The sequence below is a fragment of the Streptomyces sp. WAC00040 genome (assembly GCF_056835925.1).
The window spans coordinates 59410-82629 of sequence record NZ_JAKQZE010000006.1; the positions used below are offsets into that span (position 1 = coordinate 59410).

Sequence of the window (23220 nt, forward strand, 5' to 3'; positions counted from 1 at the left end):
GACAGCCCGGCCACTCCCGTCCGGGACATGATCGCCCCTCCTTGTCCCGCCACGGGGGCGCCGGACGCCGATGGCCCGGCGACCCTTGTCGCGGGCAGGTCAACACGCTTCAATGCGGGGTTACGCGCCGCTGTGAACGGCCCGATCCGGATGTGAACACTTCCGTCCGGCGCTCCACGTCCCCGGAGGAATCGATGGGTCACACCGAGGCCGACCTGGCACGGGTGCTGAACACAGGCCCCTTCCATCTCGCGCTCCGCGCCGCCCTCGCCGTACGGGGCCTGCCGCTCCAGCGCGTGCAGCACCACCTCGCCCACCGGGGGATCAAGGTCGGTGTGACGAGTCTCAGTTACTGGCAGCAGGGCGCCCGGCGCCCGCAGCGCCCCGAGTCGCTACGGGCGGTGCGAGCCCTGGAGGAGGTCCTCGGCCTCCCCGCCCGCTCCCTGGTGCGGCTGCTCGGCAGCGGCAAGGACGTCGGGACGGCGGAGACCGAGCGGCCCGCCGGCCGCTCGCACCACGCGCTCGTGGACTCCCTGGACGCGGCGGAGCGGCTCCTCACCGGTCTCCGCTCCCCCGAGGGCCGGGGCCTGCACACCATCGGGCACCAGGAACGGGTTCGGATCGGTGCGGGGCGGCAGCTGCTGGGACGTGACTCGCAGCAGGTCGTGCGCGCCCACCGCGACGGCGTCGACCGCTGCCTCGCCGTCCACCGCGGCGGGACGGGCTGCGACCCGGCGGCCGTCGCGGTGAGCGCCCTGGAGAACTGCCGCCCGGGCCAGGTGCGGTGGGACCGGGCCAGCGGCGTCGTGGTCGCCGAGTTGCTCTTCGACGCCCCGTTGCGGGAGGGCGAGACATACGTCTTCGGCTACGGCTTCGAGGACGGCACCGGCGGCCCGAGTACCGAGTACGTACGCGGTTTCACCTCCGCGGGCGGGCAGTACATGCTGCAGGTGCGCTTCGAGCAGGGTGCCCTGCCGGAACGGTGCCACCGCTTCTCCCGGGCCACGACAGGGGCGCCGCGGGGCACCCGCACGGAACTCACGCCCGGTGCGCGGCACCGCACGGTGCACCTCGTGGAGCAGGGGGTCCGTCCGGGGATCCTGGGCATCGCTTGGGAGTGGGACTGAGCCCGGTCCCGCGGGCGTGGGTCCTGCCGGGTTACGCGCCGGGACCCGCGACGAGCTTGCCGCCCTCGGCCCTGACCGGCACCTCGGGCAGCGGCACGGTGGCCGGGCCCTTCAGCGCCTTGCCGGTCGTCACGTCGAAGCGGCTGCCGTGGCAGGGGCAGTTGCCCTCGCTGCCCTCCACCTTGTCGAGGACGCAGCCGGCGTGGGTGCACTGAGCGCTGAAGGCCTTGTACTGGCCCTCGGCGGGGCAATGCACGATCAGGCGCTGCTCCCGATACAGCTTGGCCCCGCCGACGGGAACGGCGTCCGCCGGACCCAGGTCCACGGGCGCGGTGGGGGTGGGTACCTCCGCGTGCCCCAGCTTGGATTCGGTGGAACATCCGACGACCCCCAGCCCGGCGGCCCCGGCGACGGCGGCGCCCTTCAGGACGGTACGGCGGGCGGTCGGGGACATGGGGACTCCATGGGTGGGTCGAGTCGGGTGTGATCTGGTTCGGCCGGTGGCATCGCTGCCCCGACAGACCCGACGATACCGGCGGAGATCGCCGCGACGCCGGGCGGGTGGGTGCGGGGCCGCCGCACGGGGCGGATGACGGCGACGCAGATGTTGCCGGGCAACTTCAGCCTCGCCGTCATTCGAGGCGCGGGCGAAGCCCCCGGCCCGGGAAGGGGCGGGGTGGGGAGCCGGGCGGACCCGGCCCCACCCGTCGTCACCCCTTACGCGCCGCCCGCGCCGCTGTCTTCTTCTCAGGCTTGGCCACCGATGCCGCCGCCTTCGCCGACGCCCCCACCTTCGCCGCCTTCGCCGGCTTGCGCGCCGCCGGCACCGCCGCCACCGCGTCGCTGATCCGGTCCGCGTCGAGGATGTCGCGCAGGAACTTGCCGGTGTGGCTGGCCGGGACGCCCGCGACCTGCTCGGGTGTGCCCTCCGCGATCACCAGGCCACCGCCGCTGCCGCCCTCCGGGCCCATGTCCACGACCCAGTCCGCCGTCTTGATGACATCGAGGTTGTGCTCGATGACGATCACCGAGTTCCCCTTGTCGACGAGGTCGGACAGGACGTTGATCAGCTTGCTGATGTCCTCGAAGTGCAGACCGGTGGTCGGCTCGTCAAGGACGTACACCGTGCGGCCGGTGGACCGCTTCTGCAGTTCGGACGCCAGCTTCACACGCTGCGCCTCACCGCCCGACAGCGTCGGCGCGGACTGGCCGAGCCTCACGTAACCGAGTCCCACCTCGTTGAGCGTGCGCAGATGGCGCGAGATCGTCGGGACGGCCTCGAAGAAGTGCAGTGCCTCCTCGATCGGCATGTCCAGGACCTCGGCGATGGACTTGCCCTTGTAGTGGACCTCCAGCGTCTCGCGGTTGTACCGCGCTCCGTGGCAGACCTCGCACGGGACGTAGACGTCCGGCAGGAAGTTCATCTCGATCTTGATGGTGCCGTCGCCGGAGCAGTTCTCGCAGCGACCGCCCTTGACGTTGAAGGAGAACCGGCCTGGCAGATAGCCGCGGACCTTGGCCTCCATCGTTTCAGCGAAGAGCCTGCGGACGTGGTCGAAGACGCCGGTGTACGTCGCCGGGTTGGAGCGCGGGGTGCGGCCGATGGGCGACTGGTCGACATGGACGACCTTGTCGACGAGGTCGTCGCCGTCGACCCGGGTGTGCCGGCCCGGCACCGACTTCGCGCCGTTCAGTTCGCGCGCGAGGTGGGTGTAGAGGATGTCGTTGACCAGGGTCGACTTTCCGGATCCGGAGACCCCGGTGACGGCCGTGAAGACGCCGAGCGGGAACGCGACGTCGATGTCCTTGAGGTTGTTCTCCCGGGCGCCGTGCACGGTCAGCCTGCGCGACGGGTCGACCGGGCGGCGGAGCTCCGGGGTCGGGATGGACCGCTTCCCGGACAGGTACTGCCCGGTGATCGACTCCTTGTTGGACAGCAGCTGCTTCAGCGACCCGGAGTGCACGACCTTGCCGCCGTGCTCACCCGCGCCGGGGCCGATGTCGACCACCCAGTCCGCGACCTTGATCGTGTCCTCGTCGTGCTCCACGACGATGAGCGTGTTGCCCATGTCGCGCAGGCGGACGAGGGTCTCGATCAGCCGGTGGTTGTCCCGCTGGTGGAGACCGATGGACGGCTCGTCGAGAACGTAGAGCACACCGACGAGGCCGGAGCCGATCTGGGTGGCGAGCCGGATCCGCTGGGCCTCGCCGCCCGACAGGGTGCCGGCGGCGCGGTTGAGCGACAGGTAGTCCAGGCCGACGTCGACGAGGAAGCGCAGTCGCTCGTTGACCTCCTTGAGGACCCGCTCGGCGATCTTCTTGTCGCGGGCGTTGAGCTTGAGGCGGCCGAGGAACTCGGCGCACTCGCTGATGGACATCGCGGAGACCTCCGCGATGGACTTCTCCATCACGGTGACCGCGAGGACGATCGGCTTGAGCCGGGTGCCCTCGCAGGTGGGGCACGGCACCTCGCGCATGTACCCCTCGAAGCGCTCCCTGCTGGAGTCGCTCTCGGCCTCGGAGTGCCGCCGCTTGACGAACTGCACGGCCCCTTCGAAGGCCGGGGTCGTCCAGGCGCGCTCGCGGCCGTAGCGGTTGCGGTAGCGGACCTCGAGCTGGGTCTTGTGGCCGTGGAGCAGGGCCTTCTTGGCGCGGGCGGGCAGCCCGGCCCAGGGCATGTCCGTGGAGAAGCCGAGTGCCTGGGCGAGCCCGTCGATCAGGCGACCGAAGTATTCCTTGGTGTGGCCGTGCGACCAGGGGTGGATCGCGCCCTCGTCGAGGGACTTCTCCTCGTCGGGGACGATCAGCTCGGGGTCGACCTCCATGCGCGTGCCGATGCCGGTGCAGTCGGGGCAGGCGCCGAAGGGCGAGTTGAAGGAGAAGGAGCGGGGCTCGAGCTCCTCGAAGGACAGGTCGTCGTACGGGCAGTACAGGTGCTCCGAGTACATCCGCTCGCGCTCGGGGTCGTCCTCGGGGAGGTCGACGAAGTCGAGCACGACCATGCCGCCGGAGAGCCCGAGGGCGGTCTCGACGGAGTCGGTGAGCCGACGCTTGGCGGAGTCCTTCACGGTGAGGCGGTCGACGACCACCTCGATGGTGTGCTTCTCCTGCTTCTTCAGCGTGGGCGGCTCGGCGAGCTGGATGGTCTTCCCGTCGACCCGCGCCCGGCTGTAGCCCTTGGTCTGCAGGTCGGAGAAGAGGTCGACGAACTCTCCCTTGCGCTCGCGCACCAGCGGCGAGAGCACCTGGAAGCGGCTGCCCTCGGGCAGTTCGAGCACCTTGTCGACGATCGCCTGCGGCGACTGGCGCGAGATGGGCCTGCGGCACTCGGGACAGTGCGGCTTGCCGATACGCGCGAACAGCAGACGCAGGTAGTCGTAGACCTCGGTGATGGTGCCGACGGTGGAGCGCGGGTTGCGCGAGGTCGACTTCTGGTCGATCGAGACGGCCGGGGAGAGGCCCTCGATGAAGTCGACGTCCGGCTTGTCCATCTGTCCGAGGAACTGCCGGGCGTAGGAGGAGAGCGATTCGACGTACCGACGCTGCCCCTCGGCGAAGATCGTGTCGAACGCGAGGGACGACTTGCCAGACCCCGAGAGCCCGGTGAACACGATGAGGGAGTCACGCGGGAGGTCGAGCGAGACGTTTTTCAGGTTGTGCTCGCGAGCGCCACGAACGATGAGACGGTCGGCCACGCCGGTCCGCACCTTTCTGAGTAGAAGCGGAGGCACAGCCCCCGTCCGAGGCTGATTCCCAGCCTATGGGGGCCGCCAGTAGATGAATGCCTGACTTTCAAGGATGCCTCCACCGAGCGTATAGCACGCGCATTCGATTTTAGGCCGTCGGTCGAGACCTTCACCCGATCGAGTGGGCGGGGCTAGGGTCGACCTCATGATCGATCCTGTGAGCGACCTGCGCTCTGTACGTGAAGCAACGGACCGGCTCCTCACCGCAGCCGCCGGACTGGACAACGCGGCCGTGGCCGGACCGTCACGGCTGCCGGGCTGGACCCGCGGGCACGTACTGGCCCATGTCTCCCGTAACGCCGACGCGCTCGTAAATGTTCTCGAAGGCCGGCCGATGTATGTCACAGGTGAGGCGCGCGACGCCGACATCGAGCGCGACGCGCCCCGCCCGCTCCCCGAGCAGCTCGACGACCTGCGGGCCTCTGCCGAACGCTTCCAGGAGGCGGGCCGCGCCTCCGGTGACTGGGAGCGCACCGTGGAGCTGCGCAACGGCGTGACCGACCTGGCCGCCCGGGTCCCGTTCCGCCGCCTCGTCGAGGTCGAGCTGCACCATGTCGACCTGGGAGCCGGTTACGAGCTGGAGGACCTGCCGAAGGAGTTCACGGAGCGGGAGACCGAGTTCCTGGCAGAGCGCTGGAGCGGCCGCTCCGACGTGCCGCCGACCACCGTCCTCGCCTCCGGCGGCGAGTGGCGGACGGGCGGTTCCGAGGGCACGCCGGTCACCGTCTCCGGCTCCCCCGCCGACGTCCTGGGCTGGTTGTCCGGCCGCCGTGACGGCTCGGCCCTGGAGTGCGCCGGAGGCCCGCTGCCCGTACTGCCCCCGCTATAGGCTGAGACGCATGACATACAGCGGAGCGGTGAAGGTCGGCGGCCCGGCGGACGTGCACGAACTCGCCGACCTGATGATCTCCAAGGTCGCGGTCGGACCGATGGACAACAACGCCTATCTGTTGCGCTGCCGGGCCACCGGCGAACAGCTGCTGATCGACGCCGCGGCCGATCCGGACACGCTGCTGCAGCTGATCGGTGACGACTCCATCGCCTCGGTCGTGACCACGCACCGGCACGGCGACCACTGGCAGGCGTTGGAGGACGTGGTGCGGGCGACCGGCGCACGCACCTACGCCGGGCGTCATGACGCGGACGGCATCCCCGTGCCCACCGACGTGCCCGTCGACGACGGCGACACGATCCGGGTGGGCCGAGTGGAGCTGACCGCCCGTCACCTGGTGGGTCACACCCCGGGATCGATCGTGCTCGTCTACGACGACCCGCACGGCCACCCTCACGTCTTCACCGGTGACTGCCTGTTCCCGGGAGGCGTGGGCAACACCCACGACGATCCGAAGGCGTTCACGAGCCTGCTCGACGGCGTGGAGGAGAAGCTGTTCGCCCGTCTCCCCGACGAGACATGGGTCTATCCGGGACACGGCAAGGACACCAGTCTGGGCGAGGAGCGGCCGCACCTGGCCGAGTGGCGCGCACGCGGCTGGTGAGGCAGCCGGGCTCCGCGCCGGCCCCAGGGCCGGCGCGGAGCCCACAGGCTCGGTCAGCTTGTGGTGCCGAGCAGTTCGAGCACCAGGCGTGTGGTGTGCGCGTGCCAGCCGGCCGCGCCGCGGAGCATCGCGTGGTCGCCGCCGGCCACGGGCAGTTCGCGGACATCGGCGCCCGCCGCTCGCGCCCGTGCGGCGAACGCCCAGGTCTCCGCGGGGTCGGTGATCCGGTCGCGGTCGCCGTGCAGCAGTACCACTGTCCTGCCTTCGAGGTGGTCGACCGGGTCCTCCGGCGGGCACCAGGGGGCGAGCCCGACGACCGCCTTCACCTGCGGGTGTCCCGCCGCGTGCAGGGCGGCCCGCGCGCCCATGGAGTGGCCCACCAGGACCGTCGGCACCGCCCCGGTCAGCGTGGCCAGTTCTTCCAGAGCCACGCGGGCGTCGCGGGCCGCGTCCGCGCGCTCCCCGTTCCAGCCGCGGTGGCCGTAGCGGACCCGGCCGAGCGCCACACGCTGCCCGGCCGTGGCACGGCCTATGGCTCGCGCGAACGGCTGCATCCGCGCCAGCGGGAGGTTGAGGGCGGGCGGTGGCTCCAGTGCGTCGGCGCGACCTCCGTGCAGCAGCAGGACGGCGGCCAGCGGCTCCTGAGCGGCCCGGTACAGCCGCAGCGCGGGCAGCGGCTCCTTCGCGCCTGTCCGTACGGCGATGGCGGTCACATCCCTTGTCTCGGCCGGGTGTTGTCGTGGGTCACGGTACGAGATACCGGGAACGGACGACGGCGGGTGCGGACGGTGCTTCCGTCCGCACCCGCCGGTGCGTGCTTCGCGGCCGCGGTGCCGCGCGGTCCGTCAGGCCTCGACGCTGTCCTTCTTCACGTCCTCCGCCGCCTCCCGCTCGGCCTGCTTCTTGGAGGCGATCAGGCTGGTGATGGTCGTGATGACGAGCACGCCGCAGATGACCGCGAGCGAGACCGGGATGGAGATCTCGGGGACATGCACACCGCTCTCGTGCAGAGCGTGCAACACCAGCTTCACGCCGATGAATCCGAGGATCACCGACAGGCCGTAGCTGAGGTGGACCAGCTTCCTGAGCAGTCCACCGATGAGGAAGTACAGCTGTCGCAGACCCATCAGGGCGAAGGCGTTGGCCGTGAACACGATGTACGGGTCCTGGGTCAGACCGAAGATCGCGGGGATGGAGTCCAGCGCGAAGAGCACATCGGTGGTGCCGATGGCGAGCATGACGACCATCAGCGGCGTCAGGACGCGCTTCCCGTTGTTACGGATGAAGAGCTTGGTGCCGTAGTACTTGTCGGCGACGCCGAAGCGGTGCTCGATCGACTTGAGGAGCCTGTTCTCCTCGAACTCCTCCTCTTCCTCGTCAGACCGCGCCTCCTGGATGAGCTTCCAGGCGGTGTAGATGAGGAACGCGCCGAAGATGTAGAAGACCCAGGAGAAGCTGGCGATGATCGCCGCACCGGCCGCGATGAAGATGGCTCGCAGCACCAGGGCGATGAGCACACCGATCAGCAGCACCCGCTGCTGAAGATGCGACGGCACCGCGAACTTCGCCATGATCAGGACGAAGACGAAGAGGTTGTCGACACTCAGAGACTTCTCGGTGATGAAGCCCGCGAAGAACTCGCCCGACGCCTGGCTCTCACCGGCGAACAGCAGGCCGAGACCGAAGAGCGCGGCCAGCACGATCCAGACCACGGTCCAGATGCCGGCTTCCTTGATCGACACGTCGTGGGGCTTGCGCCCGATGAAGAAGTCGACCGCGATGAGGGCGCTGAGACCAAGAATGGTCAGCGCCCAGATGGTCATTGAAACGTCCACTGCGCCTCCGGCGTCGTACGGCTACTTGATCAGCGTCGTCGCTGCCGGAGGTCTCCTCCACCCGGGCCGTGCGCCACGGGCCGGCGCCCCGGGACCTCTCTGTCGGTCCGTATTGACGGGCACGCCGCGAGTCGGGAGTACTCCCCTCCGCGTAAAGAACCGTACACGAAAGACCAAGGAAAGGTAAAGGCGGAGGTAAAGGGGGGGTCAAGTCACCAGGTCGGTGGCGCAGTCCGCCGCACGGTCAGCGGTTCCAGGACCTGCGGGCCTCCGTCACGCGGGTCAGCACCTGCCGCAGCACGTCACTGCCCTCCGGCACCATCAGCGGCTCGTACGTCCACGCGTGCCGCACCCACGGGTCGGCGAGGTGGTCGTCGGGGACCGGTGTGACGCGCAGCAGCGAGCGCCACAGCGGATCGAGGACCGGACCGTAGGCCGTGGCGTCCTCCCGGTCCGCGACCATCATCAGATGGACGCCGACGGCCGGGCCCTCATCGGCCAGATAACGGAGCTGGGTGACCGCCCGGTCGTCGAAGCCGTGCGGGAAGTCGTTGACGATCAGCAACTGCTCGCCGGTGTCGAGGCCAGGGGGGAGCGAGTCGGCCGCCCCGCCCCGCACCGCCATCGTCACCAGGTCGACCCGCTCGGTGAGTTTTGCGAGCACGGCGCTCACGCCCTGAGCGCCCGCGGCCGGCGGACCGGCGAGGACCCCGGAGTCGACCAGCGGCGCCAGTGAGGCGGCGGCCGAGCCGGCCGGGTCGAGGGCATGGACGGTGAACTCGCCGGGCGGGTACACGGCGAGCAGCCGGGCCGCGAGCGCGACCGCCGAGTCGAGCGCGAGCCGACGCAGCTGCGCCTCGTCCAGCGCCATCGCGGCGTCCGAGCTCGAGCGGCCGCTGTCCACCCACAGGCCGCGCTCCAGCGGCAGCCGCACCAGGCACGGGATCCGCAGCTCGGGGCTCTCCGGCAGATGGAGATCGCCGAGGCGCAGCGCCATCGGAATCTCCATGGGGACGCGGTAGGCGTGCCAGCAGGGGTTGTCCCAGCGGGCGAACGCGGGCGGCAGCGCGGGCTCGACCACCTCGGACTCCGCGACCAGCTGGGCGAGGTCGCGGTCGAGGACCTGGCGGGCCTGGTCGGTCAACTGCTCGCACTTGGCCCGTGCGGCGGCCCTCGCGGCGTCCCCGGTGCTGCCGATGCGGCTGCGCGGGTCGGACAGGACGCTGTCGAGCTCCTTGTCCATCCGGGACTCGGCGAACTCGACGGCGCTGCGGTACGCCGCGACGGTCCGGGCGAGGTCCTCGAACATGCCCCAGACCTGGTTGTAGAGCCGCTCCTCCATGGACCAGCCGCTCGCGTCGCCCGCAACCGGGGCGGCCGGCCGGCCGGGCTCCCCGGGCCGGGCCGCGGGTGCCGGCGGGGGCGGCGCCGACTGCCTGCGCGGATGGGCGTAGTTGATGGGCCCGCCGGGCATCTGCGGGGCGTCCGGCGTGGGTGTCTGCGGTGGAGCGGAGTCGGCGGCGGGCTGGGGGGCGCTGAGGCCGCCGGTGAGCGTGGCGTCCGCGGGCGACGGCTGGTCAGGGCCGGACGCCGCTCCCGCGGCGTCGGTGGCTGTGTGCAGGCGGGCCGGCTCCGCGCGGTGCGCGCGTGGCGCGGCGGTCTCCTGTATGGCCGCCGCCGCCCGGTCGGCCTGGGCCATGCCCTGGTCCGCCAGCAGTTGGGCGAGCCCGCCCGCGTATCCCTGGCCCACCGCGCGGACCTTCCACGCACCCTGACGGCGGTACAGCTCGACGGCGACGAGCGCGGTCTCGGTGTCCAGGCCGGTGATGGTGAAACTGGCCAGCTCGGAGCCGTCCTTGGCCATGACCGCCACGAAGGGCGCGGCGGTGACGCCGAAGCGGTCGGGGCCACCGGTGCCCGCGGGGAGCGCGAGCAGCACGTTGACCTGGTGCACCTCCGCGGGCACCGCGTCCAGGTCGACGGCGAACCGCGGGGACCGCTCGGCGCGTTCCGGCACCTCGACACCGGGCAGGCCCGTGGCGCCGGGACGGGCCACCCACTCCTCGCGCGCGGTCCCCCGCTCGTCGGAGCAGGTGGCGCAGGCGACGACCGGATGTCCGGCCGACACGCGGATCTCAAGTCGGCTGTCGGGCAAGGGGTGGTTCTGCCCCCGGACCAGCTCGGCCGTCATCGCTCTGTCCCCTCGGTGCGCTGCTGTTGCGGTTGGTACGCGGGCAGCTCCCGGCGGCCGGGCCTCCGGGAGCTGCGGTCCGACTGTGAATGCCGCCGGTTCCTACAGGTGCGGCAGGATCGCGGGCATCAGGTCCTGGAACGTACGGCCGTTGGCCGGGTTGCCGAGTGCCGTCATCTGCCAGCCGGCGCCGGCGCGGTGCACCTTCGCCATGATCTGCGCGGTGTACTGGCCACCGCCGTCGAGGGTGTACCGGGCCAGCTCCTGGCCGTTGGTCTCGTCGACGATGCGGCAGAAGGCGTTCTGCACCTCCTGGAACGTCTGGCCGGTGAACGAGTTCACCGTGAAGACGATCTGGTCGATGTGCACCGGGACGCGCTGCAGGTCGACGAGGATCGCCTCGTCGTCACCGCCGGAACCGGCGCCGCCGACCAGGTTGTCACCGGTGTGCTTGACGGAGCCGTCGTCGCTGACGAGGTGGCGGAAGAAGACCACGTCCACCGGCTGCTTGTCGGCGAACAGCACCGCGGAGGCGTCCAGGTCGACCTCCCGGGTGCGCGAGCCGAACAGACCGCGGCGGGGCGCTGCCTGCCAGCCGAGGCCCATCCGCACCGCCGTGAGGGTGCCCCCGTCACTCTTCTGCAGGCTGATGGCCTGGCCCTTGGTCATGTTGACCGTCACGCGCTGTCCCCTTCTCGCGAATTGCCACCGCCCATGTGTGCGGTTGTTCAAGCACCCTACGCAGTCGCACCGACAGCGCGGCGCGGTCGCCCGTTTTTGTGTCGGTCTTGCAACACACCAGGTGTGTGCGCCCGTCACATTCCGCCCACCGGGCTCAGGCGAGCCCGGCCTCCTTCATCTGACGCAGCTCCTTCTTCAACTCGCCCACCTCGTCGCGCAGTCGGGCGGCGATCTCGAACTGCAGCTCCGCGGCGGCCGCGCGCATCCGGTCCGTCATCTCTTCGATGATCCCTGCCAGTTCGGCCGCGGGGCGGTCCGTGAGGATGTCGCCCTTGCGGCCCGCTCCGGCACCGAGCGACGGGACCGGCGCCTTGGCGGCCTTGCCCGGCTTTTCGGCCTTCGCCTGGCGGTAGCCGGTGCCCAGCAGTTCCTCGGTGTCGATCTCCTCGCGTGCGATCGTCGCGACGATGTCGTTGATCTTCTTGCGGAGCGGCTGCGGGTCGATGCCCTTCTCCGTGTTGTACGCGATCTGCTTCTCGCGGCGGCGGTTGGTCTCCTCGATGGCCTTCTCCATCGCCGGCGTGATCTTGTCCGCGTACATATGGACCTGGCCGGAGACGTTGCGCGCCGCGCGGCCGATGGTCTGGATCAGGGAGGTGCCGGAGCGCAGGAAGCCCTCCTTGTCGGCGTCGAGGATCGCGACCAGCGACACCTCCGGCAGGTCGAGACCCTCACGCAGGAGGTTGATGCCTACCAGGACGTCGTACTCGCCGGAGCGCAGCTCCCGCAGCAGCTCGACGCGGCGCAGCGTGTCGACGTCGCTGTGCAGATAGCGGACCTGGATGCCGAGCTCGAGGAAGTAGTCGGTGAGGTCCTCGGCCATCTTCTTGGTGAGTGTGGTGACCAGGACGCGCTCGTCCTTCTCCGTGCGCTCGCGGATCTCGTGCACGAGGTCGTCGATCTGGCCCTCGGTGGGCTTGACGACGACCTGCGGGTCGATGAGCCCGGTGGGGCGGATGATCTGCTCCACGAAGCCGTCGCCGCGGGACAGTTCGTAGGTGCCCGGTGTCGCCGACAGATACACGGTCTGGCCGATTCGCTCGGTGAACTCCTCCCACTTCAGCGGGCGGTTGTCGAGGGCGGACGGCAGCCGGAAGCCGTGGTCGACGAGTGTGCGCTTACGGGATGCGTCGCCCTCGTACATCGCGCCGATCTGCGGGACCGTGACATGCGACTCGTCGATGACGAGGAGAAAATCCTCGGGGAAGTAGTCGAGGAGGGTGTTCGGCGGGGACCCGGGCTCGCGGTCGTCGAAGTGCATCGAGTAGTTCTCGATGCCGGAGCAGGAGCCGATCTGGCGCATCATCTCGATGTCGTACGTGGTCCGCATGCGCAGCCGCTGGGACTCCAGCAGCTTGCCCTGCTTGTCGAGCTCGGCGAGTCGCTGTTCAAGCTCCGCCTCGATGCCGTTGACCGCCTTCTCCATACGCTCGGGACCCGCCACGTAGTGGCTGGCGGGGAACACGTAGAGCGACCGGTCCTCGCTGAGGATCTCGCCGGTGAGCGGGTGCAGCGTGGACAGCGCCTCGATCTCGTCGCCGAACATCTCGATCCGGACAGCGAGCTCCTCGTAGACGGGGAAGATCTCGATGGTGTCGCCGCGCACCCGGAAGGTGCCGCGCTGGAAAGCCAGGTCGTTGCGGGTGTACTGGATGTCGACGAAGCGGCGCAGCAGCTGGTCGCGGTCGATCTCGTCGCCGACGTTCAGCTGCACCATCCGGTCCACGTACTCCTGCGGGGTGCCGAGGCCGTAGATGCAGGAGACGGAGGCGACGACGACGACGTCGCGCCGGGTGAGGAGGGAATTGGTCGCCGAGTGGCGAAGCCGCTCGACCTCCTCGTTGATCGAGGAGTCCTTCTCGATGTAGGTGTCCGACTGCGGGACGTACGCCTCGGGCTGGTAGTAGTCGTAGTACGAGACGAAGTACTCCACCGCGTTGTTCGGCAGGAGCTCGCGGAACTCGTTCGCCAACTGGGCGGCCAGGGTCTTGTTGGGTGCCATGACCAGGGTGGGTCGCTGGAGCTTCTCGATCATCCAGGCAGTGGTCGCCGATTTGCCCGTGCCCGTCGCTCCGAGCAGGACGACATCCTCCTCACCGGCACGGATGCGTCGCTCCAGCTCGGCGATGGCCGTCGGCTGGTCGCCGCTGGGCTGGAAGTGGCTGACGACCTCGAAGGGCGCCACCGTACGTTCGATCTTGGAAACGGGCCGCATGCAACAACCGTACGACCACCCACTGACAGTCGGGACGAGAACGGTGGCGGACCGCCCGCCTCAGCGGCGGTCCGCTCCCCAGGGGTCCCGCCCGGCCCCCCGTCCGGAGGCCCGGGCGAGGGGCCGCCGGATCCTCGGCGCGGCCAGGTCGGGGCGCAGCGCCCTGCCGTCGCCGCGCCCGGGCCGGTCGGGCCCGCCGGTCACGAGCAGCGGGTCGAACAGGACCGCGATGCCGGCGATCAGCAGGAACAAGGCGGGACCGACGAGCATCGGTGCGAGAAGTTCGGCCGGCGGGTCGCCGGCGACCGCGGCGTCCACCGCTTCGTGGACATGGACGTTCACGGCGGCCATCCCGGTGTAGTGCATTCCGCTCACGGCGAGGCCCATGAGCAGGCTGGCGCCCAGGCTGACCATGAAGCCGTGGACGGCCACCGCTGCCCAGAGCGCCGCGGTGGCCGCGACGACGGCGATCACGACGGACAGGGCGACCGTGAGGGTGTCGTACTCGATGCGTCCCGGCAGTCGTATGCCGTTCATGCCCAGGTAGTGCATGGAGGCCACCCCCAGTCCGGTGATCGTCCCGCCGGTGACGAGGGACATCCGGGTCGCGCCGCGGTGGCCGACGATGAAGATCCCGATGCCGGCCATCACGATTCCCACGGCAAGGCTGGCGAAGGTCGTCACCTTGTCGTAGCCGATCGGGGCTTCTTCGACGGTGAAGCCCATCATCGCGATGAAATGCATGCTCCAGACGCCCGAGCCGATCGCCGTCGCGCCGAGCGCCAGCCAGCCCGGCCGGAACGAGCCCTCCCCGCGTACGGACCTCGTGGTGCAGCGCAGTCCCAGTGCTCCTCCGAGGCATGCCATGAGGTAGGCCGCCACCGGGGTGACGAGGCCGTAGCCGAAACCGTCCACCGTGCCCTGCATCCCGTGCACCCTTCGTCCCGTGCGATCCCCGGCGCCCTACGATCCCCGCGATCTTGGATGGAACGTCTGGTTCTGGGCGAGCGTACGGCTCCCGGAACCGCCCATGGAAGTACGGGCAGACGTCTTCACAGAGATTTGTCGACCCGGGCACCGCGTCCGCCCACTCGGCCGCATGCCCAAGACCGCCCGGGGGCGGACCCGTTCACCTTGTGGCCATACTTCGCCTGTGCCTCATTGGCCCGGAGCTGCCACTCTCGGCCCGTCCGGGATCCGACGACGTGAGGAAGAATCCATGTACGCACGCCCCGTCGCTGTACTGGCCGCCACGACTCTGGGACTCACCGCGCTGGTGCTGCCCGGCACCGCGGCAGCAACCGAGCAGTCCGCCGTCGGCCATGAGGACACTCCGCAGGTGATCGCTCACCGCGGCGCGTCCGCCTACGCACCGGAGAACACCCTCGCGGCGATCGACCTCGCCGACGAGATGGGCTTCGCCTGGGTGGAGAACGACGTCCAGCGCACCGAGGACGGGGAGCTCGTCGTCATGCACGACGACACACTCGCGAGGACCACCGACGTGGAGCAGCGCTTCCCCGACCGCGCGCCGTGGAAGGTGAAGGACTTCACCGCCGCGGAGATCGCCACCCTGGACGCGGGCAGCTGGCGCGGCGCCGAGTGGGCGGGCGCCCGGGTGCCGACACTGAAGCAGTACCTCGAACGCGTGGACGAGAACAACCAGAAGCTGCTCCTGGAGATCAAGAAGCCGGAGCTCTACCCCGGCATCGAGAGGGACACCCTGCGCGTGTTGCGCCAAGAGGGCTGGCTCGACCGGAGCCACGTGCGAAGCAGGCTCGTCATCCAGAGCTTCGGCGTGGACAGCGTCAGGGCGGTGCACCAGCAGCGCCCCGACATCACGACCGGCTTCCTCGGCACCCCGGCGGTCCCCGACCTGCCCTCGTACGCGGCGTTCACCGACCAGATCAACCCCCCGCACGCCTCCCTCAGCGCCGAGTACGTCGCCGCGGTGCACGCTCTCAAGGGCGCGCACGGCAAGCGGCTGCGGGTCAACACCTGGACCGTGAACAATGCCGCGGCCGCCACGCGCGTGGCCGGCTTCGGCGTGGACGGAATCATCACCAACAACCCCGACATCGTGCGGGACGCCATCGGCTGACCGACGCCGCCGGCCATCCGTGACCGTACGGCCGGCCGTCCAGGGCCGACTGTCAGTGGCCCGCCGTACGGTGGTCGGCATGAAGACCTTCGAGTGGGCCGTGACCGGCACGGACATCGGCCCACTGCTCCTCGCCGCGACCGACGAGGGCCTGGTGAGCGTTGCCTTCCACGCCGGGCCGGCGGTACGGGACCGGGTGACCGCGCAGTTGGCGGACCGGCTGGGGGCCGAGCCCGTCGAGGACCCGGCGGGCCGGCTCACCGAGGCGATACGCCAGCTCCAGGCCTATTTCGCCGGCACGCTGCGCACGTTCGACCTGCCACTGGACTGGTCTCTCTCGTCCGGCTTCAACCGGCAGGTGCTGCGGGAACTGCTGGCCGGCGTGGGTTACGGCGCGGTCGTGGGATACGGGGAGCTCGCGGCCCGCGTCGGCCAGCCGGGCGCGGCACAGGCGGTGGGCGCGGCGATGGGCTCCAATCCGCTGCCGGTCGTCGTGCCGTGCCACCGGGTGGTCGAGACGGACGGCGGGCTCGGGGGCTTCGGCGGGGGGCTGGAGACCAAACGGCAGCTGCTGGCCCTAGAGGGTGTGCTGCCGCAGCCGCTGTTCTGAGGAGGCGGAGGGCCCCTGACAGGGGCTGCTTCCCGGATCTCACGGGCAGGCCCGCCCCCGCGATCCCTTCTGAGACACTGCGCCGGTGACCATACCGTCCGACGCTCCTGACATACCCGAATCTGCCAAGACCGCCCTGGCGGCGGAGGAACTGCCCGCGATACGCAGGCGCATCAACGCTGTGCTGATCGCCAGCCAGATCCTCGGCGGGCTCGGGGTCGCCACCGGTATCGCACTGGCCACGGTGCTCGCCCACGAGGTCAGCGGCACCGAGGCCCTGGCCGGGCTCGCCCCGACCGCCACCGTCGCCGGCACCGCGCTCCTTTCCGTGCCGCTGGCCGCCCTGATGACCGCGCGGGGCCGGCGGCCCGGACTGGTGCTGGCCTACCTCATCGGCGCGCTCGGTGCGGGAGTGGTCGTGGTCGCCGCGGTCCTCGGCCACTTCCCGCTCCTGCTGGTCGGGATGGCGGGCTTCGGAGCCGCGTCGTCAGCCAATCTGCAGGCCCGGTTCGCCGCCGCCGACCTGGCGGAGCCCGAGCGGCGCGGCCGTGCCATCTCCACCGTCGTATGGGCGACGACGATCGGAGCGGTGCTCGGACCCAACATCGCCTCACCGGCCGGCCGGAGCGTGTCGGGCCTCGGCATCCCGCCTGCCGCGGGGCCGTTCCTCTGGGCGGCCGGGGTGTTCCTCGTCGCCGCCGTCCTCGTGCTCGTCCTCCTGCGGCCCGACCCGCTGCTCACGGCACGGGCGATGTCCCCGGCCGACCGCTCCCCGGAAGGCCGGTCGCTGAAGGCGGGGCTGCTCGCCGTGCGCGAGTCCCCCATGGCGCGGCTGGCGCTGGTGACCGTGGCCGTATCGCACACCGCCATGGTGTCGATCATGTCGATGACCCCGGTCGCGCTCGGCCACCACGGGGCCGGCATCGAGCTGATAGGCCTGGTGATCAGCGGCCACATCGCGGGCATGTACGCCTTCTCCCCGGTGATGGGCCGGCTCGCCGACCGCGTCGGACGGCTCGCGGTGATCGGGCTGGCGGCGGGCCTGCTGTGCGCGGCCGCGGTGCTCGCCGGAACCGCCGGCGGCAACCACGGGCAGACCGCCGTGGGGCTGTTCCTGCTGGGCCTCGGCTGGTCGGCGGGACTCGTCTCCGGTTCCACGCTGCTCACCGAGTCCGTCCCGCAGCCCACAAGGGCGGCGGTCCAGGGCCTGTCCGACCTGGCGATGAACACGGCGGCCGGCGTGGGCGGCGCGGCGGCGGGCCTGGTGGTGGCGCAGGCGGGGTACGGGTGGCTGAACGTGGTGGGCGTGGTGCTGTTGCTGCCGATGGCCGGACTGGCGGTGCACAGGGCGTTCGCCCGGGCGTAGGGGCGTGGCGGCTGTATGCCGGCCGGCCCGCCCCTGGCGGCGGGAGGGCCCCGGACGGGCTCGAGCTGCCCCGCGCCCGTCACCGCACCGGCGTCGGTGAGGATGCCCGTGCCACATGGAGACGGGGCCGGCCCGTGCCGTCGGCGGGGACCGTCCAGACGTCGGTGCCCCGGCCGTCCTTGCGCGGCAGCGCGTAGGCGATCGTGCCGTCGTCGAGCCACGCAGCCTGGTCGTCCACGCCGCGGGTCTCCGCCAGGGGATGCTCGCGCATGGTCGCCAGGTCGAGGACGTGGAGTCGCCACGGCCGGGCCCGGTCGCCGCCGCCGGTCCTCTTCTTGAAGGCGATCCGCCCGTTGTCCGGTGACAGCGAGGGGCATTCGACGTTCTCGCGCAGCGCCCGCGCCGACCAGGTGCGCATGTCGCCCTCCACGAGATGGGCGCGTCCCTTGGACGAGACGGTCGCGTAGAAGCGGTTGTCGTCGCGGGCGAAGGTGACGCCCCAGTAGTTGACGTCCGGCGCGTGGTAGCGGCGGCCGTCGACGGTGAGGGGGATCTGTTCCATGTTCTTGATCAGGTAACCGGTGCGCAGGTCGAGGATGGAGGTGCGCGTGGAGAAGGACGAGCCTGCGTACGAGTCCCCCACGGCGAACATCGTCCACGACAGCATGCGTCCGGACGCCGACACCCGTGCCCGGTCGGGGATTCCGGGCAGCGTGATGCGGCGGGTCTCGCGCAGCCGGCGGTCGAGGACGACCGCGTGGGCGCGGGGCGGCACGCCCGGACGGCGCTGGAGACACAGGGCGGTGCCGCCCGCGGCGTGGAAGCGGTCGCAGGAAGGGCCGCCGGTCGTGCGGGGCGCGTCCGGTTCCTGCTCCGCCGCGGGCCGGTGGGCCACGCGGCCGTCCCCTTCCTGAGTGCTGCGGAAATACAGTCGGGGGCCGGCGAGTTCGAAGGTGTCCTCCGCGGCGGCCGGCCGGTCGCCGCGACCGGAGGCGTTCACCGTGTATCCGACGGCGACGCCCGCGAGCACCACCGTGGCGAGCACGAGCGCGCCGATCCGCCGGCGGGAACCGGCCGTGGAGGGGGACGAGGGTGGCTTCATGGCGACTGCCTTTCCTGTTCCGTACGGGGCAGAGCGGCCCGGGCGAGTACCAGGGCGGTGAGCATCGCGGCCGCGGCCGCGGCGAGCGCGGGCCTCGGGCCCCACAACGTCCACGCCGCGCCGAACGCGGCGGCGGCGACCAGCCGGGCCACCGCCTGCCCGGTCTGGAGCAGCGCCAGGCCGCTCGCCCGCCGGGCGGCGGGCAGCAGGGGTCCGGCGAGCGCCATGAGCACGCCGTCGGTGGTCGCGTAGAAGGCGCCGACGAGAACCAGGACGAGGGTGAGCACGGCCGTGCCGTTGATCGGCGTGAGCAGCAGCAGGTAGACGGCGAGCAGGGCGCCGTGCCCGCACAGGAACGGGACCCGCCGGCCCACGCGGTCGGCGAGGCGGCCGGCCGGGACGGCGAGCAGCAGGTAGACGGCCGCGGCGCCGAGCGGGAGCAGGGGGAACCAGACCACGCCCACGTCAAGCCTGCGTTGCAGCAGCAAGTAGACGAACGCGTCGCCGATGGTCGCCGCGCCGAGCAGCGCCGCGGCGGCGAGTATGCGGCGGAAGGCCGGGCTTCTCAGCGGCTCGAGAACCGAACGGCGGGCGCCGGCGGGGCGCGCCGGGCCGGGTGCGGGCGGGATGAAGTGCCCCGGTACCAGTAGGACCAGCAGCACCACGCCCAGCAGCCCGATGCAGAAGCTGACGACGAACACAGCGTCGTAGGCGTCCGCGGTCGCCCACAGCAGACCGAATGCGGCGAGCGGGCCGAGCAGCGCTCCCGTCGTGTCCATGGCGCGGTGGACGCCGAAGGCCCGGCCCAGCGACTCGGGCGGACCGCTGAGTGTGATCATCGCGTCGCGGGGGGCCGTCCTGATGCCCTTGCCGATCCGGTCGGCGGCCAGCGCGGCCGCGATGCCTCCGGTCGCGCCGCCCGCGAGCAGCAGCCCGAGCCGGGAGAAGGCGGAGAGCGCGTAGCCGGCCCCGGCGACGCGTTTGTGCCGGCCGCCCCGGTCGGCGGCGTGGCCGCCGGCGAGCCGCACCAGGGCGGTCACGCCGTTGAACATCCCGTCGAGGAAGCCGAACTGAAGGGGCGACAGGCCCAGTCCGAGGACGAAGTAGAGCGGCAGCACGGCGGTGACCATCTCGGAGGAGATGTCGGTGACGAGGCTGACTGCTCCGAGCGCGATCACGGTGCCGGGGACCCGCCGCGCCGCCCCGGGTTGTGATCCCGGTGCGGGCGGCGTGTCAGGCCGGCCGGTGGTGGCCAGATACATCGTCAGTGGCAGGCGTAGGTGGGGCTGGTGTCCTTGACGGCGCCGTCGGAGGCCACGTAGCTCCAGCGGTACGTCGTGTGGGTGAAGTCCAGTTTCAGCACGCCGTACGGGCCGCTGATGCGCTTCTGGCTGTTGGGCTGGACCTCCTCGATCGCGTAGGGCTCGGCGCCGCCCGTACCGCCGACGATCTGGACGATGCCGTCGGCGGTGGCCCGGCCGGCCGGGTCCTGCGGCGCGAAGCGCTCGTAGTGGTGGTCGTGGCCGCCGAGGACGAGATCGGCCTTGGCCCGGTACAGGATGTCCCAGACGGGCCTGCCGACGGGGTCGTTGCCGTGTCCGCCGGAGCTGAAGAGCGGATGGTGCCAGTAGGCGGCGACGCACTGCTTGCCGTTGCGGGCGAGATCGTCCTTGAGCCAGCTGATCTGGGCCGGGTCGTCGAAAGTGTTGGAGTCGAGGGCGACGAAGTGCCAGTTGCCCTCGTCGTAGCTGTAGTAGGGCTTGCCCTGCGGGTAGGCGATGGCGCCGAAGTACTGCTTGTAGCCCACGAACTCGCCCGCCGGGTCGTACGACTCGTGATTGCCGGGTACCGGCCGGGTCTTCGCCTTGAAGGCGCCCCAGGTCTTGTCGTAGTAGTTGCGGAAGTCGGAGAGACGGGCGTCGTCGTACTGGTTGTCGCCCATCGTCAGATAGAACTTCGGGTTGATCTGCTGGGCCCTGGCGGCGGTCCTCGGGTGGGCGCAGGAGCTCGACGACACGGTGCACTGGGCAGCGATGTCGCCCGCCGCGACGACGGTGAACGCGCCGGTCGGCGGTTCGCCGCCGTCGACCGTGCCGTAGACGTCGACCTCCCAGAGCGAGTAGCCGTACTGGGTGCCGCGTGCGGTGCCGTAGACGCGCAGATAGCGGCCCTTGCCGGCGAGGCCGGTGAACTCGTCCCTGCCGCCGTCACCCGCGGTCTCGGTGGCGATGGGCGTCCAGGCGGCGCCGTCGGCGGACATCTCGATGCGGTACTGCCGGGCGTGGGCGACCTCCCAGTCGAGCGTGACCCGCGAGACGGTGGCGGCGCCGCCGAGGTCGACGCTGATCCACTGGGGGTCGCGGCCCTCGGCGGAGGCCCAGCGGGTTCCCGCGTTCCCGTCGAAGGCGTTGGAGGCGGCGAACGCGGAGCCTTCGAGGGACGAGGCGGTGGCGGTCCCGCCGCGCGAGATGAGGGAGTCCGCGGCGGCGGTGCCGGCGGCATCGGCACGTCCGGGACGGGCGATGAGGACGGCGGCGATCAGCAGCAGTACGGCGGAGAGGGCGAGTACCGCGGTCCGGCGGGGTGGGGTGGAGGCGGTCAGGCGCATACCTGGCTCCCTGGACGGGGACGGCGAGAGCTGGACTCCTTGCGACGCGCCGTGCCCGGGCAGGGCTCGGCGTACAGCGGCCGGGTCAGAGCTCTCGCTGAGCGCGTCACGCCCACAGGGTCGGGCGCCGCGCCGAGCCGCTGCCGGGATGGTGACAAGCAGCCATGCCCCTGTCAATGGTCGTCAGTAAACTTTCCTTCCAGTCACACCCGTCCACCCGAGGTTTGCGCCCCGCTCCCCCGCGCCAGGGATGGGACATGCCGAAGACCGCAGCCATGGTGTCCGAAGAGGTCAGGGAAGCCCTCCATACCGGAGTGCCCGTCGTGGCCCTGGAGTCGACGATCATCGCGCACGGACTGCCGCGTCCCCGCAATCTGGCCGTCGCGACGGAGCTCGAGGCCCTCGTCCGCTCGGGCGGTGCCGTCCCCGCGACCGTCGCCGTGCTCGACGGAAGGGCCCATGTCGGGCTCACCAAGGCCGAGTTGGAACGGGTCGCGGGCGACCCCGGGATGCGCAAGCTCGGCCACCGCGATCTCGCTCCCGCCGTCGCCATGGGGGCGAGCGGCGCGACGACCGTCTCCGCCACGGCGTTCCTCGCCGGCCTGGCCGGCGTCCGGGTCTTCGCGACCGGCGGCCTGGGCGGCGTGCACCGGGGCTGGACCGAGACCCAGGACGAGTCGGCGGACCTACGGCTGCTCGCCCAGGTGGGCATCACGGTGGTCTGTGCCGGCGTGAAGTCGATCCTGGACGTCCCGGCCACGCTGCAACGGCTGGAGACCCTGGGGGTGACCGTGATCGGTTACGGGACCGGCCACTTCCCCGGCTTCTATCTGGCCTCCTCCGGCGAACCGGTCGACTGGACCGTCGACTCCCCTGAGGAGGTCGCCGCCGTGATGCGCGCCAAGGACGCCCTCGCCGAGCCGTTCTCCTCGCTGATCGTGGCCAACCCCGTGCCGGCGGAGCAGCAGTTGGACCCGGCGCTGCACGACCGGGTGCTCGCGCGGGCGCTCGACGAGGCGCGCGAAGAGGGCGTGACCGGGCAGGCTGTCACGCCGTTCCTCCTCGAGCGGCTGATGCGGTACACCGACGGCGCGTCCCTCGAGGCCAACCTGGCGGCCGTGCGCGGCAATGTCCGGCTGGCGGCACGGATCGCAGCGGCATACGCATGACCGGACTCCTCGTCGTGGGCGATGTCGTCACCGACGTCGTGGCCCGGCACAGCACGCCGCTCGCGCACGGCACGGACACCCCCGCCACGATCCGCATCGTGCCCGGTGGCGCCGGATCGAACGTGGCGTGCTGGGCGGCGTACCGGGGCTGCCGCGATGTACGGCTCCTCGCCCGCGCGGGCGTCGCCGACCTGGAGTGGCACGCGGCACGGCTGCGTACGGCGGGCGTGCGGCCGCTGCTCGTGCCCGACGACGAGGTGCCGACCGCGACGGTCGTCGCTCTCGTCGACCGCACGGCGGAGCGGACGTTCCTCACGGACAGCGGAGCCGTACTACGGCTGTGCCCGGCCGACTGGTCGCCCGATCTGCTGGAGGGGGTCGGTCACCTGCATCTCTCCGGCTATCTGCTGTTCTCCGGCACCAGTCGTGCGACGGCGCTCGCGGCGATGGCCGCGGCGCGGAAGGCAGGCGTCACGGTGAGCGTCGATCCGGCCTCCGCCGGATTCATCCGCGAACACGGCGTCGAGCGGCTGCTGTCGGACCTCGGCGGCGTGGACGTCCTGCTGCCGAACACGGACGAGGCGCGGCTGCTGACCGGTCTGCCCGACCCCGCCGACGCGGCCGTGAAACTCAGCCGGTCGGTCCCGCTGACCGTGGTGACATTGGGTGCAGGGGGCGCGCTGGTGGCCGAGGCCGGCACGGTCACCGCCCGCCTCCCGTCCAGTGCCGCCCAGGTGCTGGACACCACGGGCGCCGGTGACGCCTTCACAGGAGCGTTCCTCGCCGCACGGCTGGCGGGTGCGGACGCCCGCACGGCAGCGGAGGAGGGCTGCCGGGCCGGTGCGGAGGCGGTGGCGCTGATCGGCGGCCGCCCCTGAGCCGGGCCGCTCGGCCGGGCCCGCCGTCGGCGGCG

Annotated in this window: 19 protein-coding genes; 8 read left to right on the plus strand and 11 right to left on the minus strand. The window is 71.3% G+C overall.

Annotation, left to right across the window (positions count from 1 at the left end; all coding sequences use genetic code 11):
* Positions 1-194 precede the first annotated feature (194 nt).
* Entirely contained in the window at positions 195-1127 is a 933-nt protein-coding gene (locus MDN94_RS37740) for a hypothetical protein (protein ID WP_482730283.1), read from the plus strand.
* A gap of 31 nt (positions 1128-1158) precedes the next feature.
* Here MDN94_RS37740 and MDN94_RS37745 read toward each other — a convergent pair whose 3' ends face one another.
* Positions 1159-1581, minus strand: a complete 423-nt coding sequence (locus MDN94_RS37745) for a Rieske (2Fe-2S) protein (protein ID WP_482730284.1) — start codon at positions 1579-1581, stop codon at positions 1159-1161.
* Between the two features lie 256 nt (positions 1582-1837).
* On the minus strand, positions 1838-4822 hold the full coding sequence (uvrA, locus tag MDN94_RS37750; protein ID WP_482730285.1) for an excinuclease ABC subunit UvrA: 2985 nt from the start codon (positions 4820-4822) through the stop codon (positions 1838-1840).
* 196 nt (positions 4823-5018) lie between these two features.
* On the opposite strand from uvrA, the gene MDN94_RS37755 reads away from it, so the two are divergent.
* Together MDN94_RS37755 and MDN94_RS37760 are read left to right on the plus strand one after the other, a co-directional pair.
* Positions 5019-5702: a maleylpyruvate isomerase family mycothiol-dependent enzyme gene (locus MDN94_RS37755; protein ID WP_482730286.1), complete on the plus strand. Its 684-nt coding sequence runs from the start codon at positions 5019-5021 to the stop codon at positions 5700-5702.
* Between the two features lie 10 nt (positions 5703-5712).
* Positions 5713-6369 carry an MBL fold metallo-hydrolase gene (locus MDN94_RS37760; RefSeq protein WP_482730287.1) on the plus strand — a complete coding sequence of 219 codons (657 nt, stop codon included), beginning with the start codon at positions 5713-5715 and terminating at the stop codon, positions 6367-6369.
* Positions 6370-6422: 53 nt separating this feature from the next.
* Here MDN94_RS37760 and MDN94_RS37765 read toward each other — a convergent pair whose 3' ends face one another.
* From MDN94_RS37765 to MDN94_RS37790, 6 genes are all read right to left on the minus strand, one after another.
* Positions 6423-7082 carry an alpha/beta hydrolase gene (locus MDN94_RS37765; RefSeq protein ID WP_482730288.1) on the minus strand — a complete coding sequence of 220 codons (660 nt, stop codon included), beginning with the start codon at positions 7080-7082 and terminating at the stop codon, positions 6423-6425.
* Between the two features lie 132 nt (positions 7083-7214).
* On the minus strand, positions 7215-8204 hold the full coding sequence (locus tag MDN94_RS37770; RefSeq protein ID WP_482730289.1) for a TerC/Alx family metal homeostasis membrane protein: 990 nt from the start codon (positions 8202-8204) through the stop codon (positions 7215-7217).
* 244 nt (positions 8205-8448) lie between these two features.
* Positions 8449-10395, minus strand: coding sequence for a TerD family protein (locus MDN94_RS37775; RefSeq protein ID WP_482730290.1), 1947 nt, complete (start codon positions 10393-10395; stop codon positions 8449-8451).
* Positions 10396-10497: 102 nt separating this feature from the next.
* Positions 10498-11076: a TerD family protein gene (locus tag MDN94_RS37780; RefSeq protein ID WP_005318943.1), complete on the minus strand. Its 579-nt coding sequence runs from the start codon at positions 11074-11076 to the stop codon at positions 10498-10500.
* Between the two features lie 154 nt (positions 11077-11230).
* Positions 11231-13351: an excinuclease ABC subunit UvrB gene (gene uvrB / locus MDN94_RS37785; protein WP_482730291.1), complete on the minus strand. Its 2121-nt coding sequence runs from the start codon at positions 13349-13351 to the stop codon at positions 11231-11233.
* Positions 13352-13411: 60 nt separating this feature from the next.
* Positions 13412-14278: an MHYT domain-containing protein gene (locus MDN94_RS37790; protein WP_482730292.1), complete on the minus strand. Its 867-nt coding sequence runs from the start codon at positions 14276-14278 to the stop codon at positions 13412-13414.
* 292 nt (positions 14279-14570) lie between these two features.
* Between MDN94_RS37790 and MDN94_RS37795 the strand changes: the two genes are divergently transcribed.
* The 3 genes from MDN94_RS37795 (at position 14571) to MDN94_RS37805 (ending at position 17428) form a co-directional block, all read left to right on the plus strand.
* Positions 14571-15452 (plus strand): glycerophosphodiester phosphodiesterase, encoded by an 882-nt coding sequence (locus tag MDN94_RS37795; RefSeq protein ID WP_482730293.1) that lies wholly within the window; start codon positions 14571-14573, stop codon positions 15450-15452.
* Between the two features lie 79 nt (positions 15453-15531).
* Positions 15532-16062 carry a methylated-DNA--[protein]-cysteine S-methyltransferase gene (locus tag MDN94_RS37800; protein ID WP_482730294.1) on the plus strand — a complete coding sequence of 177 codons (531 nt, stop codon included), beginning with the start codon at positions 15532-15534 and terminating at the stop codon, positions 16060-16062.
* A gap of 85 nt (positions 16063-16147) precedes the next feature.
* Positions 16148-17428: an MFS transporter gene (locus tag MDN94_RS37805; RefSeq protein WP_482730295.1), complete on the plus strand. Its 1281-nt coding sequence runs from the start codon at positions 16148-16150 to the stop codon at positions 17426-17428.
* A gap of 79 nt (positions 17429-17507) precedes the next feature.
* Here the strand turns inward: MDN94_RS37805 and MDN94_RS37810 are convergent, their stop codons facing one another.
* From MDN94_RS37810 to MDN94_RS37820, 3 genes are read right to left on the minus strand one after another with little or no spacing between them, the layout of a single operon-like run.
* Positions 17508-18530 carry a TolB family protein gene (locus tag MDN94_RS37810; protein WP_482730296.1) on the minus strand — a complete coding sequence of 341 codons (1023 nt, stop codon included), beginning with the start codon at positions 18528-18530 and terminating at the stop codon, positions 17508-17510.
* The gene (locus MDN94_RS37815; protein WP_482730297.1) at positions 18527-19792 is read right to left on the minus strand and encodes an MFS transporter; all 1266 of its coding nucleotides are present in this window, start codon (positions 19790-19792) and stop codon (positions 18527-18529) included. Before MDN94_RS37815 ends, MDN94_RS37810 begins: the two co-directional genes overlap by 4 nt.
* 2 nt (positions 19793-19794) lie before the next feature.
* Positions 19795-21138 carry a discoidin domain-containing protein gene (locus MDN94_RS37820; RefSeq protein WP_482730298.1) on the minus strand — a complete coding sequence of 448 codons (1344 nt, stop codon included), beginning with the start codon at positions 21136-21138 and terminating at the stop codon, positions 19795-19797.
* Positions 21139-21395: 257 nt separating this feature from the next.
* On the opposite strand from MDN94_RS37820, the gene MDN94_RS37825 reads away from it, so the two are divergent.
* Positions 21396-22307 carry a pseudouridine-5'-phosphate glycosidase gene (locus tag MDN94_RS37825; RefSeq protein ID WP_482730299.1) on the plus strand — a complete coding sequence of 304 codons (912 nt, stop codon included), beginning with the start codon at positions 21396-21398 and terminating at the stop codon, positions 22305-22307.
* Positions 22304-23185 carry a carbohydrate kinase family protein gene (locus MDN94_RS37830; RefSeq protein ID WP_482730300.1) on the plus strand — a complete coding sequence of 294 codons (882 nt, stop codon included), beginning with the start codon at positions 22304-22306 and terminating at the stop codon, positions 23183-23185. Before MDN94_RS37825 ends, MDN94_RS37830 begins: the two co-directional genes overlap by 4 nt.
* Positions 23186-23220: the final 35 nt, after the last annotated feature.

What these genes read in the sequence shown, in the direction of transcription:
- MDN94_RS37760 (WP_482730287.1), top strand. Translation starts at nt 5,713, where the DNA reads ATGACATACAGCGGAGCGGTGAAGGTCGGCGGCCCGGCGGACGTGCAC.
- MDN94_RS37825 (WP_482730299.1), top strand. Translation starts at nt 21,396, where the DNA reads ATGCCGAAGACCGCAGCCATGGTGTCCGAAGAGGTCAGGGAAGCCCTC.
- MDN94_RS37795 (WP_482730293.1), top strand. Translation starts at nt 14,571, where the DNA reads ATGTACGCACGCCCCGTCGCTGTACTGGCCGCCACGACTCTGGGACTC.
- uvrB (WP_482730291.1), bottom strand. Translation starts at nt 13,351, where the DNA reads ATGCGGCCCGTTTCCAAGATCGAACGTACGGTGGCGCCCTTCGAGGTC.
- MDN94_RS37790 (WP_482730292.1), bottom strand. Translation starts at nt 14,278, where the DNA reads ATGCAGGGCACGGTGGACGGTTTCGGCTACGGCCTCGTCACCCCGGTG.
- MDN94_RS37775 (WP_482730290.1), bottom strand. Translation starts at nt 10,395, where the DNA reads ATGACGGCCGAGCTGGTCCGGGGGCAGAACCACCCCTTGCCCGACAGC.
- MDN94_RS37830 (WP_482730300.1), top strand. Translation starts at nt 22,304, where the DNA reads ATGACCGGACTCCTCGTCGTGGGCGATGTCGTCACCGACGTCGTGGCC.
- MDN94_RS37755 (WP_482730286.1), top strand. Translation starts at nt 5,019, where the DNA reads ATGATCGATCCTGTGAGCGACCTGCGCTCTGTACGTGAAGCAACGGAC.
- MDN94_RS37810 (WP_482730296.1), bottom strand. Translation starts at nt 18,530, where the DNA reads ATGAAGCCACCCTCGTCCCCCTCCACGGCCGGTTCCCGCCGGCGGATC.
- MDN94_RS37740 (WP_482730283.1), top strand. Translation starts at nt 195, where the DNA reads ATGGGTCACACCGAGGCCGACCTGGCACGGGTGCTGAACACAGGCCCC.
- MDN94_RS37800 (WP_482730294.1), top strand. Translation starts at nt 15,532, where the DNA reads ATGAAGACCTTCGAGTGGGCCGTGACCGGCACGGACATCGGCCCACTG.
- MDN94_RS37820 (WP_482730298.1), bottom strand. Translation starts at nt 21,138, where the DNA reads ATGCGCCTGACCGCCTCCACCCCACCCCGCCGGACCGCGGTACTCGCC.
- MDN94_RS37815 (WP_482730297.1), bottom strand. Translation starts at nt 19,792, where the DNA reads ATGTATCTGGCCACCACCGGCCGGCCTGACACGCCGCCCGCACCGGGA.
- MDN94_RS37745 (WP_482730284.1), bottom strand. Translation starts at nt 1,581, where the DNA reads ATGTCCCCGACCGCCCGCCGTACCGTCCTGAAGGGCGCCGCCGTCGCC.